At 69.1% G+C, this 16,496-nt stretch carries 11 protein-coding genes; 4 read left to right on the plus strand and 7 right to left on the minus strand.

Features of this window, described 5'->3' with window-relative positions:
* Nucleotides 1-67: 67 nt before the first annotated feature.
* Nucleotides 68-5,101 (minus strand): NAD-glutamate dehydrogenase, encoded by a 5,034-nt coding sequence (locus tag OG306_RS14075; RefSeq protein WP_327259181.1) that lies wholly within the window; start codon nucleotides 5,099-5,101, stop codon nucleotides 68-70.
* A gap of 389 nt (nucleotides 5,102-5,490) precedes the next feature.
* On the opposite strand from OG306_RS14075, the gene OG306_RS14080 reads away from it, so the two are divergent.
* Nucleotides 5,491-6,060, plus strand: coding sequence for a DJ-1/PfpI family protein (locus tag OG306_RS14080; RefSeq protein WP_266746522.1), 570 nt, complete (start codon nucleotides 5,491-5,493; stop codon nucleotides 6,058-6,060).
* Between the two features lie 44 nt (nucleotides 6,061-6,104).
* Here the strand turns inward: OG306_RS14080 and OG306_RS14085 are convergent, their stop codons facing one another.
* A complete protein-coding gene (locus tag OG306_RS14085) occupies nucleotides 6,105-6,776 on the minus strand; it encodes an HAD family hydrolase (protein ID WP_266746523.1) in 672 nt (223 codons plus the stop codon).
* A gap of 59 nt (nucleotides 6,777-6,835) precedes the next feature.
* Nucleotides 6,836-7,342 carry a DUF6912 family protein gene (locus OG306_RS14090; RefSeq protein WP_266746524.1) on the minus strand — a complete coding sequence of 169 codons (507 nt, stop codon included), beginning with the start codon at nucleotides 7,340-7,342 and terminating at the stop codon, nucleotides 6,836-6,838.
* A gap of 291 nt (nucleotides 7,343-7,633) precedes the next feature.
* Here OG306_RS14090 and OG306_RS14095 point away from each other — a divergent pair, with 291 nt between their 5' ends.
* Nucleotides 7,634-8,062 (plus strand): Rv3235 family protein, encoded by a 429-nt coding sequence (locus tag OG306_RS14095; RefSeq protein WP_266746525.1) that lies wholly within the window; start codon nucleotides 7,634-7,636, stop codon nucleotides 8,060-8,062.
* 767 nt (nucleotides 8,063-8,829) lie between these two features.
* On the opposite strand, the gene secA is transcribed toward OG306_RS14095, so the two are convergent.
* The gene (gene secA / locus OG306_RS14100; protein ID WP_266746526.1) at nucleotides 8,830-11,649 is read right to left on the minus strand and encodes a preprotein translocase subunit SecA; all 2,820 of its coding nucleotides are present in this window, start codon (nucleotides 11,647-11,649) and stop codon (nucleotides 8,830-8,832) included.
* Between the two features lie 240 nt (nucleotides 11,650-11,889).
* Here secA and OG306_RS14105 point away from each other — a divergent pair, with 240 nt between their 5' ends.
* Together OG306_RS14105 and OG306_RS14110 are read left to right on the plus strand one after the other, a co-directional pair.
* Nucleotides 11,890-12,516, plus strand: coding sequence for a GNAT family N-acetyltransferase (locus OG306_RS14105; protein ID WP_266746527.1), 627 nt, complete (start codon nucleotides 11,890-11,892; stop codon nucleotides 12,514-12,516).
* 67 nt (nucleotides 12,517-12,583) lie between these two features.
* On the plus strand, nucleotides 12,584-13,762 hold the full coding sequence (locus OG306_RS14110) for a winged helix-turn-helix domain-containing protein (RefSeq protein ID WP_266746528.1): 1,179 nt from the start codon (nucleotides 12,584-12,586) through the stop codon (nucleotides 13,760-13,762).
* Between the two features lie 22 nt (nucleotides 13,763-13,784).
* Here OG306_RS14110 and OG306_RS14115 read toward each other — a convergent pair whose 3' ends face one another.
* The 3 genes from OG306_RS14115 to OG306_RS14125 all read right to left on the minus strand — a co-directional run bounded on the left by OG306_RS14115 (nucleotide 13,785) and on the right by OG306_RS14125 (nucleotide 16,452).
* Nucleotides 13,785-14,528, minus strand: coding sequence for a response regulator (locus OG306_RS14115; protein ID WP_266746529.1), 744 nt, complete (start codon nucleotides 14,526-14,528; stop codon nucleotides 13,785-13,787).
* Nucleotides 14,529-14,712: 184 nt separating this feature from the next.
* On the minus strand, nucleotides 14,713-15,402 hold the full coding sequence (gene hpf, locus OG306_RS14120) for a ribosome hibernation-promoting factor, HPF/YfiA family (protein ID WP_266746530.1): 690 nt from the start codon (nucleotides 15,400-15,402) through the stop codon (nucleotides 14,713-14,715).
* A gap of 321 nt (nucleotides 15,403-15,723) precedes the next feature.
* The gene (locus OG306_RS14125) at nucleotides 15,724-16,452 is read right to left on the minus strand and encodes a ComF family protein (RefSeq protein ID WP_266746531.1); all 729 of its coding nucleotides are present in this window, start codon (nucleotides 16,450-16,452) and stop codon (nucleotides 15,724-15,726) included.
* Nucleotides 16,453-16,496 lie beyond the last annotated feature (44 nt).

The following is a 16,496-nucleotide window of genomic DNA, read 5'->3' on the forward strand; positions in this document are numbered from 1 at the left end:
GGACGCCCCCGGCATGAGGGCGGGGCGGCCACCGGAAACCCCGGCGACCGCCCCGCCCCACCACCCGCTACGCGTGCGTACGCAGCAACGTCCGCATCGTCCGCATGGCCACCGACAGGTTCGCCAGGTCGAACGAGTCCGATCCCCGGATCTCCTCAAGCGTGGAGCGCGACCGCGTGAGGATCGCCGCGTTCTTCTCCTCCCACGCCATGAACCGCTCCTCCGGGGTCGAGGTCCCGTTGCCCACGGACAGCACATCCGCGGTGAGCGCGGCGTGCGCGGCGTACAGGTCCTCCCGGATGGACGCCCGGGCCATGGACTGCCAGCGGTCCGCCCGCGGCAGCTCGATGATCCGGTCCATCAGCTGGGTGATGCCCAGCCGGTCCGCGAGGTCGTAGTACACCTCGGCGACGGAGAGCGGGTCCTTGCCGGTACGGTCCGCGATCGCCACGATGTCCAGTGCCGGGAACGCGGAGGAGAATCCGGCGACCCGCTGGGCCAGTTCGCCCGGGACACCCGCCTCGGTGAGCTCGTCCAGGATCGACTGGTACCAGTCCAGGTCGGCGCCCATCAGCATCTTGGGCAGCTCGGCCCAGACCTGCTCGACGCCCGCCTTGAAGAAGTCGATCGTCCCGGCGATCTCCAGCGGCTGCGGCCGGTTGCCGAGCAGCCAGCGCGAACCGCGCTCGACGAGCCGGCGCGAGTGCAGCCGGATCCGGGTCTGCACATCGGCGCCGACCTCGTTGTCGAGCGCCTCGACGGCGTCCCACACCTGGCCGAGGCCGAAGATCTCGCGGGCCGCGAACTGTGCCCGCACGATCTCCTCGATCGAGGCGCCGGTCTCTTCCCGCAGCCGGTGCAGGAAGGTCGAACCACCGCTGTTCACTGTGTCGTTGACCAGGACGGTGGTGATGATCTCGCGACGCAGCGCGTGCCCGTCGACCGCCTCGGGGAACTGCTCGCGCAGCTGCTGCGGGAAGTAGGCGTGCAGCAGCTTCTGCAGGTGCGGGTCGTCCGGCAGGCTGGTCCGGATCAGCTCCCGGGCCGCCGTGATCTTGGTGTACGCCATCAGCACGGCCAGCTCGGGCTGGCTGAGCCCCTTGCCGGCGTTGAGCAGTTCGCGGATCTGCCGGTCGGTGGGCAGGAACTCCAGCGCGCGGTCGAGGTCCCCGTCGCGGCCCAGCCGGCGCATGAAGCGCTGGTGGGCGTGGAGCAGGGAGGACGACTGGGCGGTGGCGTTGGCGAGTGCCACGTTCTGCGCGTAGTTGTTGCGCAGTACCAGACGGCCGATCTCGTCGGTCATCCCGGCGAGCAGCTTGTTGCGCTGCTTGACGGTCATGTCGCCGTCCCGGACCAGGCCGTTGAGCAGGATCTTGATGTTCACCTCGTGGTCGGAGGTGTCCACACCGGCGCTGTTGTCGATCGCGTCGGTGTTGATCCGGCCGCCGGTACGGGCGAACTCGATCCGGCCGAGCTGGGTGGCACCGAGGTTGCCGCCCTCGCCGACGACCTTGGCCCGCAGGTCCTGGCCGTTGACGCGGATCGCGTCGTTGGCCTTGTCCCCGACGTCCGCGTTCGACTCGGCGGAGGACTTGATGTACGTACCGATGCCGCCGTTCCACAGCAGGTCGACGCGGGCCTTGAGGATGGCCTGCATCAGCTCGGCGGGCGTCATCTTCGTGACCCGCGACTCGATGCCGAGCGCCTCGCGGATGTGCGCGTTGACCGGGATGGACTTGGCGCTGCGCGGGTGGACTCCGCCGCCCGCGGAGAGCAGTTCCTTGTTGTAGTCGGCCCAGGAGCTGCGCGGCAGGTCGAAGAGGCGGCGCCGCTCGGCGTACGAGGCGGCGGCGTCCGGGGTCGGGTCGATGAAGATGTGCCGGTGGTCGAAGGCGGCGACGAGCCGGATGTGCTCGGAGAGCAGCATGCCGTTGCCGAACACGTCACCCGACATGTCACCGACGCCGACGACGGTGAAGTCCTCGGTCTGGGTGTCGTGGCCGAGCTCGCGGAAGTGCCGCTTGACGGATTCCCAGGCGCCGCGGGCGGTGATGCCCATGCCCTTGTGGTCGTATCCGGCGGAGCCGCCGGAGGCGAACGCGTCGCCGAGCCAGAAGCCGTACGAGACGGCGACCTCGTTGGCGATGTCGGAGAACTTCGCGGTGCCCTTGTCGGCGGCGACGACCAGGTAGGTGTCGTCCTCGTCGTGCCGGACGACGTCCTTGGGCGGCACGACCTCGCCGGCCACCATGTTGTCCGTGATGTCGAGCAGCGCCGAGATGAAGGTGCGGTAGGAGGCGACGCCCTCGGCCATCCAGGCGTCACGGTCGACGGCCGGGTCCGGGAGCTGCTTGGCGACGAAGCCGCCCTTGGCGCCGACCGGCACGATGACGGTGTTCTTCACCATCTGCGCCTTGACCAGGCCGAGGATCTCCGTACGGAAGTCCTCCCGCCGGTCCGACCAGCGCAGACCGCCTCGGGCGACCTTACCGAAGCGCAGGTGCACGCCCTCCACGCGCGGCGAGTACACCCAGATCTCGAACGCCGGGCGGGGCGCCGGGAGATCCGGGATGGACTGCGGGTCGAACTTCATCGAGACGTAACCGTGCGGATTGCCGTCGTCCGCGGTCTGGAAGAAGTTCGTGCGCAGGGTGGCCTTGATGACGGTGAGGAAGGACCGCAGGATCCGGTCCTCGTCGAGGGAGGCGACCTGGTCCAGGGCCCCGTCCAGCTCTTCGAGGAGCCCGTCGGTCAGCTCGGTGCCGGCGCTCTGCCGGTCCGGGGACATCCGCGCCTCGAAGAGCGAGACCAGCAGCCGGGTGGTGTGGACGTTGTTGCGGAGAGTGCTCTCCATGTAGTCCTGGCTGAAGGTCGAACCGGCCTGCCGCAGGTACTTCGCGTAGGCGCGCAGCACCATCGCCTGCCGCCAGTTCAGACCGGCGCCCAGCACGAGGGAGTTGAAGCCGTCGTTCTCGGCGGCACCGGTCCACACGGCCGCGAAGGTGTCCTGGAAGCGGTCGCGGGCGTCATCGGCGAGGTAGTTGCCGCTGCCGTTGGTCTGCGGCAGCCGCAGACCGAAGTCGTAGATCCAGGCGTGCGTACCGTCCGCGCAGCGCAGCTCGTACGGACGCTCGTCGACGACCTCGACACCGAGCCGCTGGAGCGCCGGGAGGACGGCCGAGAGGGAGACCTGCTCGCCGGTCCGGTAGATCTTGAAGCGACGCTCGCCGGGGCCGGCGCCGACCGGCTCGTACAGGCTGAGGGAGAAGTCCTTCTCGTCCTTCTTGAGCGCTTCGAGGTGGATCATGTCGGACACGGCGGAGCGCGGCGTGTGGTCGGCCTTGTAGCCCTCGGGGAACGAGGGGCTGTACTGGCGCAGCAGCTCGGCGGCGCGCTCCTCGCCGCACTCGGCGTTGAGTGCCTCCTGGAAGCCGTCGGCCCAGGAGCGGGCGGCCTCGACGAGCCGTGCCTCGATGCGGTCGGCCTCGGCGTCGGTGAGGTCGGGCAGCTCGGTGCCGGGGGCGACCCGGACGACGAAGTGCAGCCGGGAGAGGATCGACTCGGTGTTCCAGGCGGTGAAGTCGACGCTGGTGCCGCCCAGTTCCTCCTTGAGGATGTCGATCAGACGCAGCCGGACACCGGTGGTGTAGCGGTCGCGCGGCAGGTAGACGATCGCGGAGTAGTAGCGCCCGTACTCGTCCTGGCGCAGGTAGAGCCGCAGCCGGCGGCGCTCCTGGAGGTACAGCACGGAGGTGACGACGGAGCGCAGCTGGTCGACGGGCGCCTGGAACAGCTCGTCGCGCGGGTACGTCTCCAGGATCTGCAGCAGATCGCGGCCGTCGTGGCTGTTGGGCGTGAAGCCCGCGCCCTCCAGCACCTCGGCGACCTTGCGGCGGATGACGGGCACCCGGCGTACGGACTCGGTGTAGGCGGCGGACGAGAACAGTCCGAGGAAGCGGCGCTCACCGACGACGTTGCCGTCGGCGTCGAACTTCTTCACACCGACGTAGTCGAGGTAGCTGGGGCGGTGGACGGTCGACCGGCTGTTGGCCTTGGTGAGCACGAGGAGCTTGTGCTCACGGGCCTTGGCCCGGGCGTCGGCGGGCAGCCGTTCGAAGGACGGGCTGACGGGGTGTGCCTCGTCGATGCTGTGGTGCGGGTCGGAGCGCAGGATGCCGAGGCCGGTACCGGGGACGGCGGCCAGCGCGTCGGTGTTCTTCAGCTCGTACTCGCGGTAGCCGAGGAAGGTGAAGTGGTCCGCGGCGAGCCAGCGCAGCAGCTCCCTGGCCTCGTTCACCTCTTCGTCCGCGAGGTCGGCGAGCGGCTCGGCGGGCAGGTCGTCGGCGATGCGCAGCGCGGCGTTGCGCATCTTCTCCCAGTCCTCGACGGCCTCGCGCACGTCGGACAGCACGCGGAGCAGATCGGTGGCGATCTGCTGGAGGTCGGAGCGGTCGGTCTCGCGGTCGATCTCGACGTGGATCCAGGACTCGACGAGCGCGTCGTGCGGCAGCTCGGTCGTGCCGCCCTTCTTGCCGCCCTTGGCGCCCTTGGCGTTCTTGCGGGCCTGCGGGCTCGCCGAGGCGCCGTTGCCCTCGGCGAGGACCTCGATGAGCTTGCCGGTGACGTCACGGCGTACGACGACCTGCGGGTGGATCACGACATGGATGCCGCGGCCCTGCCGGGACAGCTCATTGGTGACGGAGTCGACCAGGAACGGCATGTCGTCGGTGACGACCTCGACGACGGTGTGGCTGCACGTCCAGCCGTTCTCCTCGACGGTCGGGGTGTGCACCCGGACGTTCGCCTTGCCCTGCGGGCGGACCTCCGCGAGCCGGTAGTGGGACGAGGCGGCACCGAAGACGTCGACGGGGTCACGGCCCGCGATGTCCTCGGGTGCGGTGTGCAGGTAGTAGCGCTGGAGGTAGGCGAGGAGTACGTCATGTCCGGGACGCTCCTTCTCGGCCCCGGCGCCGCCGGTGGCCGCGACACGTACCGGGGGGGTACCGCCCGGGCCGCCGACACCACCGCCCGGGCTGTTGTCAGCTACCTTGGCGGCCCGTGCGAGCAGCTCGGCCTTGGCTTCGTCCAGCTTGGTCTGCATGTCCTCTGGCTCCTGTCGCGCGCCGTTGCGTGACGTAGGTGTAAAAGACGACGTACCGCCACGACACGGGGTTTCCGGTCTGAGTCGACGCTATGCCGCTATGAGAGACGCCCGGGACCATATTGGCCATTTTTGGCAGTCGGTCCGGGCTGTGAGGATCAGTGATGGCCCGGGTGCTGTGGCACTCCGGGCGCAGGCCGGGGGCTCCGCTGCCCCCGAGGCGTATCGCGCTGATCACGGGGTCCAGGCTATCTCGCCCGCCGCCGTAACCGTCACGAGCCGTATGTGTACAAAAGATGGTCGGAAGTTTGACACTCTGGACAGCGCGGCCGCCCGTCTTGCCGCACTCTGGTAGACGGAACAGGCCGACGAACCGTGGGAGCCCCGCCATGGCACCGAAAATCCTGATCGTCACCGGCGACGCCGCCGAGTCCCTGGAAGTCCTCTACCCGTACCAGCGGCTGCGCGAGGAGGGGTACGACGTCCATATCGCGGCCCCCGCCCGCAAGACGCTCCGCTTCGTGGTCCACGACTTCGAGCCCGGCTTCGACACGTACACCGAGAAGCCCGGCTACACCTGGCCCGCCGACCTGGCCTTCTCCGAGGTGGACGCCGGGGACTACGTGGCCCTGGTCGTCCCGGGCGGCCGGGCCCCCGAGTACCTGCGCAATGACGCCGAGCTGCGCAAGATCCTCAAGGCGTTCTTCGACTCGGACCGGCCGGTGGCCCAGATCTGCCACGGCCCGCTGATGACGGCGGCGGTCGGCGCCCTGGCCGGCCGGCACGTGACCGCGTACCCGGCGCTGGAGCTCGACATGCAGGCGGCGGGCGCCACCTTCGAGGACCACGAGGCGGTGGTCGACGGCACGCTGATCTCGTCCCGTGCGTGGCCGGACCACTCGGCGTGGATGCGCGAATTCCTGAAGGTGCTCCGCACCAAGGCCCCGGTGACCACCTGACGGCGCAGCCGGGCCTCTTCCCCCCTTCCGCTCGTCTCTCCGTCTCATCCAGCCATGCGCCCGGCAAGGTCCGCGGCCTCGGCCAGGCTGTCCACCACCGGCACCCCGGCGGCCTCCAGGCTGGCCCTGCTGTGCGAGCCGCCGGTGTAGAGCACGGCCTTCGCCCCGACGTGGGCGGCGGCCACGGCGTCGTCCACGGCATCACCGACGATCACGGTGTACTCCGGGGCTATCCCGTCGAGCGCGGCAATGTGGCGCTCCATGTGCTGCGCCTTGCTGCCGCCGGACGGCCCGGTGCGCCCGTCGATCCGTAGGAAGTGCCGTTCGATGCCATATCCCCGGACCACTGGGACCAGCTGATCGTGACCGTACATGCTCAGCAGGGACTGGCTGCCGCCGTCCCGCTGCCACTGGGAGAGCAGTTCCTCGGCCCCTTCGGTGAGCCCGCAGGCGGCCCGCTGCTCGATGTAGTACCGGTGGAATATCCCGTCCATCCGCTCCCACTCGGCCTCGGTGGGCAAGCGGCCCATCAGCCGTTCGTAGAAGCGCGGGATGGGGACGCAGTACATCTCGCGGTACTGCTCCAGCGTGATCGGCTCCAGGCCGACCTCACCGAATGCGGCGTTCGTCGCGCCGACGACCGCGACGTTGTCGTCGAGCAGTGTGCCGTTCCAGTCCCAGACCAGATGCGTGCGGTGCTTTCTGTGCTTCCCCATGCTCAAGAAAGTACCCGCCGGGTACGACAACGTGTCCGGCACCCGCAAGAAGGACCGGCTCAGCCGATCAGATTCGGAACCTCCTGGACGCCGAACCACAGCAGCTCGTGGTCCTCGGCGCCGTCCACGGTGAACTGCGCGTCGTCGTCACCGAGGTCCGCGGCGCCCAGAGCGGCCGCGGCGGCCGTGACGTCCTTCTCGGCGTCGTCGGCGTCGACGTGCACGGCGGCGGCCGCGGTCAGCGGTACGGGGGACGAGATCCGCACCTCGCCGAGCGACGACGAGTCGAGGCTGCGGTCCGGGTCGGCCACGGCAGCACCGTCCGGCACGTCGACGGCGACGACGACCCGCCGACGGGCCGCGTCGGGGTTTCCGGCGATCAGGCGCAGAGAGGCGGAGGCGGCCCGGTTGAGCGCCGCGTACTCCAGCTCCTCGATGTCGTCGGAGACGTACCACTCGCGCAGTCCAGGAGTCACCGCGTAGGCGGTCAGCGGACCGGGCCCGATCTCGCCCGCCTGGTGCACCGCTGCGAGACCGGGAAGCGTCAGGGGGACGTACACGCGCATGGCTGGCCGCTTTCGTAGTCGGAAACGCCCCCAGGATACGTGCGACGTCCCCCTTTGGGGTTACGTGCACCACGGCCGCCGCGTCCACCCGGCGCCCGTCTCTCACCCTCTCCGGGCCTGCCCCGCGCCCAGCAGAGCACCCACCGCATCACCCGGATAGGTGATTCGTCCCGACCGGCTCCGGCGCCCGGCCGGCGCTTGCGACCGCCTCCGCCGTCGCCATAGAAGATCCACAGCAGAAGTTACTGCCCGGTATTCGACCGGGCAGCTGAAGCGCGGGGGCGATGAGCGATGAGCACGAACAGGACCCGGCCCACCGGACGTCACGACGGGCGCAGGCCCGAGGCCGTACCACCGCAGCGCACGAGGACTCCCCGGAGGGTCCGCCCGCACCACTGGTTCGCCGAGCGCCTCCTGGCGGTCCTCAGCGGCCAGCGCCCGGTGCACTGGATGCTCGGCCACACCATCGGCGACGCCTACGACCAACTGGCCGAACTGGCCCCCCGTACCCCTCTCAGGGCCCGCGGCGCCCGTCCCGTGATCCGCATGTGCCACGGCGCCCAGCCGGCCCCGGGAGTGGTGGAGGCCTGTGCCAGCATCGCGGCGGGCGAACAGGTGCGGGCCATGGCCTTCCGCCTGGAACAGGGCACAGACCTCCGCTGGCGCTGCGCAGCAGTAGAACTGGGCGACGAACGCCTGCAGACGGCAACGCCCCGATAACGACCTCACCCGCGATGGAGAGCGGATCAGCGAGCGGCGTCATGAGGCTTCGCATCCAAGGCGGAGGAGGGAAGCGACGCGAGGGGGGTCCCTCCCGCGCGAGCAGGTTCGAGCGTGGGGGAGTCGTTGACCGACGACAACACCGGAGGCGGAGTCGCAGGGCGTCGGGAGCCCGCTCTCCCTCGCGGGTGAGGTCGTAAAGCCCGCGTGTTCGCTCGGCGATGCCGACGCGGGCTACCACCGCACTCACGGCGTGACCTACTTCCACGACCCACTTCGGGTCGGCGCCACACCAACGCCCACCACGGACGCCCCATCGAGGCCGTGGCCTCGCCTGAGCCACCCCGTACGTTCGGCACACGGCTTTCCCCGCTTACCGCCCGGGGCGGCCGCTGCCGACATCGGCTTCGGCTTCGGCTTCGGCTTCGGCTTCGGCTTCGGCTTCGGCGTGGAGCCGACCACGAGCGCGCATCACAAAAGCGCCGGCCCCTCCGCCCCGATTCCAGCCCTCCGCTCCGATTCCAGCCTCGCCGGCGTTTGAGGAGCAGGGTCCCGGGCGGAGCCCCGGTTTCGGGAAGGGCGGGCAGGAGACAGCCCCGCGCAGCCGCCCACCCGCACCAAGCCCCCCAACCGGACCCGAAGCCCCCACTCAGCCCCCACACCGCCGCAAAACAAACCGGGGCCGAGCACCCCCAAAAAAGGTGCCCGCCCCCGGCCGGCTCTCAACCATGCCAACGCCAACGGCAAGAACGCCGGCAACGCCACCGCTACTTCTTGCGGCGCCGCCCGCCCCCACCGTTCTTCTGCGCCTTGCGCCGCTCCGCCCGGGTCAACCCGTCCGACTCCGACGCACCGCCACCGTCGCTACTGGAGAAGTCGCCCTCGACGACCCCGCCCTCCCCGTCCACCGTGGGAGCGGAGAAGTGCAGCCGGTCCGGACGCTGCGGAGCATCGAGCCCCTTGGCCCGGATCTCCGGACGCGCCGCCGGTACGAGGTCCTCCTTGGCGAGCGAGGTCCGCTCGGCCTCGTCCTGCACCGGAACCTCCTCGACCTGCTGCTCGACCTGAACCTCCAGGTTGAACAGGTAGCCGACGGACTCCTCCTTGATGCCCTCCATCATGGCGTTGAACATGTCGAAACCCTCCCGCTGGTACTCGACCAGCGGGTCCTTCTGCGCCATGGCACGGAGGCCGATTCCCTCCTGGAGGTAGTCCATCTCGTAGAGGTGCTCACGCCACTTGCGGTCCAGGACGGACAGCACCACGCGCCGCTCGAGCTCACGCATGATGTCCGAGCCGAGCTGCTTCTCACGCTCGTCGTACTGCTCGTGGATGTCGTCCTTGATGGACTCACCGATGAACTCGGCCGTGATCCCCGCGCGGTCGCCGGCCGCCTCTTCCAGCTCCTCGACGGTGACCTTCACCGGGTAGAGCTGCTTGAACGCACCCCACAGCCGGTCCAGATCCCACTCCTCGGCGAAGCCTTCGGCGGTCTCCTGACGGATGTAGTCGTCGATCGTGTCGTCCATGAAGTGGCGGATCTGGTCCTGCAGATCCTCGCCCTCCAGGACCCTGCGGCGCTCGCCGTAGATGACCTCGCGCTGCCGGTTGAGCACCTCGTCGTACTTCAGGACGTTCTTACGCGTCTCGAAGTTCTGCTGCTCGACCTGCGACTGGGCCGACGCGATCGCCCGCGTCACCATCTTGTTCTCGATCGGCACATCGTCCGGCACGTTGGCCATCGACATGACGCGCTCGACCATCTGCGCCTTGAACAGACGCATCAGGTCGTCGCCGAGCGACAGGTAGAAGCGGGACTCGCCCGGGTCGCCCTGACGGCCGGAACGGCCGCGCAGCTGGTTGTCGATACGCCGCGACTCGTGCCGCTCGGTGCCCAGGACGTAGAGCCCGCCGAGCTCCTTGACCTCTTCGAACTCCGCCTTCACGGCCTGCTCGGCCTTCTCCAGCGCGGCGGGCAGCGCTGCCGCCCACTCCTCGACGTGCTCGACGGGGTCGAGGCCACGCTGACGCAGCTCCGCCTCGGCGAGATCGTCGGGGTTGCCGCCGAGCTTGATGTCGGTGCCTCGTCCGGCCATGTTCGTCGCGACCGTGACCGCACCCTTGCGGCCCGCCTGGGCGACGATCGTCGCCTCACGGTCGTGCTGCTTGGCGTTGAGGACCTCGTGCTGCACACCGCGCTTGGAGAGCTGCTGCGAGAGGTACTCGGACTTCTCGACCGAGGTGGTGCCGACCAGGATCGGCTGGCCCTTCTCGTGCTTCTCGGCGATGTCGTCGACGACCGCGGCGAACTTCGCGACCTCGGTGCGGTAGATCAGGTCCGACTGGTCGGCTCGGACCATCGGCCGGTTGGTCGGGATCGGCACCACACCGAGCTTGTAGATCTGGTGGAACTCGGCGGCCTCGGTCATCGCCGTACCGGTCATACCGGAAAGCTTGCCGTACAGCCGGAAGAAGTTCTGCAGGGTGATCGTGGCGAGCGTCTGGTTCTCGTCCTTGATGTCCACCCCTTCCTTCGCCTCGATCGCCTGGTGCATGCCCTCGTTGTAGCGGCGGCCGGCGAGGATACGGCCGGTGTGCTCGTCGACGATCATGACTTCGCCGTCGATGACGACGTAGTCCTTGTCCTTCTTGAAGAGTTCCTTGGCCTTGATGGCATTGTTGAGGTACCCGACGAGGGGCGTGTTCACCGACTCGTAGAGGTTGTCGATGCCGAGCCAGTCCTCCACCTTCGAGACACCGGGCTCGTGGATGGCGACGGTCCGCTTCTTCTCGTCGACCTCGTAGTCGCCGGTCTCCTCGATGCCCTTGAGGGGGTTGCCCGCCTCGCCCTTGGTCAGGCGCGTGACCAGCTTGGCGAAGTCGCCGTACCACTTGGTGGCCTGGTCGGCCGGGCCGGAGATGATCAGCGGCGTACGGGCCTCGTCGACGAGGATCGAGTCGACCTCGTCGACCACGGCGAAGTTGTGGCCACGCTGGACGAGCTCGTCCGCGGACCACGCCATGTTGTCGCGGAGGTAGTCGAAGCCGAACTCGTTGTTCGTGCCGTACGTGATGTCGCAGGCGTACTGCTCACGACGCTGGGCCGGCGTCATGTTGGCGATGATGCAGCCGACGGTCAGGCCGAGGAACTTGTGGACCCGGCCCATCATCTCGGAGTCGCGCTCGGCCAGATAGTCATTGACCGTGATCAGGTGCACGCCCTTGCCGGAGAGCGCGTTGAGATACGCCGGCAGGGTACCGACCAGGGTCTTGCCCTCGCCGGTCTTCATCTCGGCCACGTAACCGAGGTGCAGGGCTGCGCCGCCCATCATCTGAACGTCGTAGTGGCGCTGTCCGAGGACCCGCTTGGCGGCCTCACGGACGGTCGCGAATGCTTCGGGAAGCAGGTCGTCCAGGCTCTCGCCGTCCGCGTACCGTTCCTTGTACTCGTCGGTGAGCGCCCGCAGCTCGGCGTCGGAGAGGTTGACGAAGTCCTCTTCGATGGAGCTGACCTGGTCCGCGATGCGGTGCAGTTTGCGCAGGATCTTGCCTTCGCCTGCACGCATGAGCTTGTTGAAGACGGACACTGAGGCTGGTCTCCTTGCCGGTCGGGCCTGGCACTGGGTCGTGTTAAGGACTCTGGCGCGGGCACGGCAGGTGGGCCCCACCGCAACGGCCATCGTAAGCGAGGACCCCGCCGCGCCGGGAGGGCTGCCGCCGCGTTGGCCCCGCTGTCCCTTCCCAGTCAACGGCCGGCGAGCGCCGAAGGTGCCGGGGAAGCCCGAAAAGTGTTCGCTTCACGGCCTGCGCGTCACCAGAATCCGTACATGGAACCGACCACTTTCACCACCGGGCGCCTGCTGCTGCGCCCCTTCGCCGACAGCGACACGGACGAGGTCCACGCCGCCTGTCAGGACCCGGATATCCAGCGCTGGACGGTCGTGCCCTCCCCGTACAGCCGCCCAGACGCGGAATTCTTCACGGGAAAGCTGTCCCCCGATGGGTGGGCCGACGACTCCATGTACAACTTCGCGGTGGTTCTGCGCGAGAGCGGGGCCCTGGCGGGCGCCATCGGCATCAGTCGCCGCAATCTGCCGGGCACGTACGAGGTCGGCTTCTGGACCGCCGCCGAGCACCGGGGCCGGGGTTACATGACGGAGGCGGTGCTTTCCACCGCACACTGGACCTTCTCGTCGCTCGGCGGTGACCGGCTGGAGTGGCGGGCCGAGGTCGGCAACATCCCTTCGCGTGCCGCGGCGCTGCGGGCCGGATTCCGGATGGAGGGCGAGCAGCGCTCGGCGCTGCTCAACAAGGGGGTGCGGCGCGACGCCTGGATCGGCGCGCTGCTCCCGTCCGATCTCGGCCTGCCGGGCACCGACACCTATCTGCCCGCAGCGAACGGCCTCCCCGCCTCGGCCCGTCGCCCGCTGCCCGTGCCCGCCGCCCGCCGATGAACCCCCCGGACCACCCGGCCCGTGGACTCCCGACCGGATGTCAGTGCCGCCCTCTAAGGTGCGGGGCATGACGTCTGTGCCGCCGCCTCCCGCCGCCGAACTCTCCGCCGATCAGGCGCGCAGGATAGCCCTGCGCGCCCAGGGCTTCCTGGGCGCTCCGGACCGCCGGGCCGGCGTTCCGGGTGTGCTGCGGCATCTCGGTGCCGTGCAGCTCGACACGATCTCGGTGCTCGCGCGTTCGCACGAACTGATTCCGTACGCCCGCCTGGGCGCGGTCGGCCGGCGCACGGTCGAGGAGGCGTACTGGCCGGGTGGCCGCACCTTCGAGTACTGGTCGCACGCGGCCTGCATCCTGCCGGTCGAGGAGTGGCCGCACTTCGCGTTCCGCCGCCGCGCCTACCGCTCACGCCCCCACTGGCACCACGACCTGCCCGACGGCGCCTACGAGACGGTGATCAAGCAGCTGCGCACCGAGGGCCCGCTGACGGCGACGGAGCTGGGCGGCGCGAAGAACGGCGGGGAGTGGTGGGACTGGTCGGCGTCGAAGGTCGCCGTCGAGCGGGCCCTGATGTACGGCGAGGTGGTGTGCACCGAGCGGCGCAGCTGGAAGCGGGTGTACGACCTCGCCGAGCGGGCCCTGCCCGATGCCGTGCTGCACGACGATCTGGACGACGCGGAGTGCCTGCGCCGGCTGGTCGCGCTGGCGGGCCAGTCCCTGGGCGTCGGCACCCGCGCGGACATCGCGGACTACCACCGGCTCAAGGGTGAGCAGTTCGACGCGGTCGTGGCGGACTCCGGCCTGGTTCCGGTGACGGTGCAGGGCTGGTCGAAGCCGGCCTGGGCGGACCCGGCGGCGCTGGCCTCGGAGCCGCGCGGGCGGCACCGTACGACCCTGTTGTCGCCGTTCGACTCGCTGGTCTGGGAGCGGGCACGTACCGAGCGGATCTTCGGTTTCACTCACCGCTTGGAGGCCTACGTCCCCAAGCCCAAGCGCATACACGGATACTTCGCGATGCCGCTGCTGGCGGGCGGAAGGCTGCAGGGCCGTGTCGACCCGGCGCGCGAGGGCAGCACGCTGGTCGCCCGGCAGGTGTCCCTGGAGAGCAGGAAGGCCGTGGCGCCGATGGCCGAGGCCCTGGTGGAGGCCGCGTCCTGGGTCGGCTGTACGGATGTCCGGCTGGAGCGGGTCGACGCACCGGAACTGCGTGAGCCGCTCGCTCAGGAAATCGCCCGCGCTCTGATGTGAGCGCGCGTTCCCGTCCGACCGGTCACCTGATCTCCAGGATCTTCTCGCGCATGGCATAGACCACGGCTTCCATCCTGGAGTGCAGCTGCAACTTCTCCAGAATGTTGCGCACGTGGTTCTTCACGGTGTTCTCGGAAATGAACAGTTCTTTCGCGATATCGCGATTGTTCATGCCCGTTGCGACGAGTTTCAGGACTTCGAGCTCCCGATCGGTGAGTCGCGGCGCGGGCACCAGCCTGCGTTCGTCGGTCCGCTGGATCATCGATTTGAACTCGGTGAGCAGTTTGGACGCCATGGAGGGGCTGATCTGGGACTGCCCGTCGGCGACCGCGCGGATCGCTGTGGCCACCTCGTCCGTGGAGATCTCCTTGAGGAGATAGCCGGTGGCGCCCGCCTTGATCGCGTCGTAGAGGTCGGCCTCCTCGTCGCTGATCGTCAGCATGATGATCTTCGCGCTGGGGGCCACCTCCTTGATGGCGGTGCAGGCCTCGATGCCGCCGCGCTTGGGCATCCGGACATCCATCAGCACGATGTCGGGCAGCAGATCGGCCGCCTTGTCGACCGCCTCCGCCCCGTCACCCGCCTCGCCGATGACCTGGATGTCCTCCTCCTGGGCGAGGACGATTTCCAGACCTCTGCGGAAGAGCGCGTGGTCGTCCACCACGAGAACCCGGATCGGCTCCTTGCCGGAACCACTGTCCGCGTCCGCACCGGCGGTGTCGTCGGCATCATTCGCATCGCGCACGGGCCCGAAGGTGTCCGCCATCGTTCCTCCCCCTGAAGGCCATGGCCTGAAGTTCACAACTGTCCGCCAACGGCAGTTCGGAGAACACCGGTTGGCTTGGGACGACATGATTTCATGCCTGGACGTCGGAACGGTGATTCTGTGCCCGCACACGGGTGCCCCTGGGGGCGCACAGGCGCTCCAGGGGCACCACGAAAGGGTGGCATCAGCCGCCGAGCGCACCGCCCGCGCCGCCCGCCTCATCGGCGGCCAGCGGGTCGGTCCTCAGGTGGATGACACCGTAGTCATAGGCATGCCGTCGGTAGACGACACTGGGTTCCTTCGTTTCGGAGTCGACGAACAGATAGAAGTCGTGCCCGACCAGCTCCATCTCGTAGAGCGCCTGATCAAGCGACATCGGTGCAGCGATGTGCGTCTTCTCGCGCATCACGAGCGGGCCCTCGCCCCGCACCTCCAGCGAGCCGAACCTGGTGGTGGGCACGGACTCGGACGTCTCGTTGCCGACCAGTTCGCCCTCGCCGTTGAACGACGCCGCACCCGGCACCGTCTCGGCGACTTCGGCAGCGGGAATCCGGCCGTTGCCACGGCGGCTGTAGCGCTTGTCGTGCTGCTTGCGCAGCCGCGCCTCCAGCTTGCCGGTGGCCAGGTCCAGCGCTGCGTACGGGTCGCCGGCGGCCGCTTCCGCCCGGATGACCGGCCCACGCGAGCGGAGCGTGATCTCCACCCGGTCGGAACGGTCGGCCTGACGGGGGTTCGGCTCCTTGGACACCTCGACGTCGAGGCTGATCACCTTGCCGTCGAACTTCTGGATCTTGTCCAGCTTCAGCTTCTCGGCCACGTGCTTGCGGAACCGCTCAGGCACCTCGGTCTTGCGGCCCTTGACGACGATGTCCACGCAGAACTCCGTTCCCGGATCGCTCCGCTCAGCGGCGGAGCATCTCCCTTTTGCACCAGGCTCCGGTCGTAGCCGGAGCCGCGGACTCGGTGGCTTTCACCTCCTCCTCCCCCATCGGCAGGGTTTCCACCCCACCGAATTCTCTGCTTCTGGCTACCGGTGAGTCACCTGCCCGAAACCTGGTGGTGCATTCATCGAGGTCCGGCATTCACCATTCCTCACAACCGAACATAGCCTGCCTGGCCGGATGTCGGCACCCGCTACTCGCACGTACCTCCGTTCAGGTCTTTTTACCCGCTCACTACCTGCAACGATGCAGATTCACCGGCAGTTCCGGTTTATTTCGAAGGCGGACGGAGATACTGCGACAACGGCTGCCCGTCCGCTGCCGTGGACGACACCGTCACGCCCGCACGCAGCCCCGATCGCCCGAGCCGCCTCGGCCAGCGAGGAGCCGGTCGTCAGAAGGTCGTCCACCAGCACCACCCGTCCGGCCGCAAGCAGCCGTTCACCCCCGGCCACCACTTCCAGCGCGCCCGCAAGATTCGCCTGCCGTTGCCGGGCTCCGAGCTCCGCCTGATCGGCCACCGGGCGCCGCTGCCGAAGCACCCCGGCCACCTCGGCCCCGATACCGCCGCGCCGCAGCTCACCGGCAGCGGCCAGGGCGATCCGCCGCATCGGATCATGCCCCCGCGCCGCCACGGCCCGCCGCGCCGACGGCACGGGCACGAGCAGTTGCGGGCCGACGAAGCCCGCCTGTCCCGTCCCGGCCCGTACTGCCCCCGCCAGCGCCTTCCCGAGCGCCCCGGCCAGCCCCAGTGCACCGCGCTCCTTATGGGCCAGGAGCACCGCACGTACCGCGTTCTCGTACGTGGCGGCCGCGTACACCACCGGCAGGCCCACCGGCTCCGGCACGGGCCTCACCCTGCGCGGCACCGCGCCGTACAAATCCGCACGGCATTCCTCGCACAACTCGATGCGCGGCCTGCCGCAGCCACCGCAGGACACCGGCAGGACCAGTCCGGAGATCTCCCGCCACCATCCCCGCATGACTCCACTGTGCACTCCCCGAAGGGCCCCGGCCACCCCTGTGG

It is taken from the genome of Streptomyces sp. NBC_01241, assembly GCF_041435435.1.
Lineage (GTDB): Bacteria > Actinomycetota > Actinomycetes > Streptomycetales > Streptomycetaceae > Streptomyces.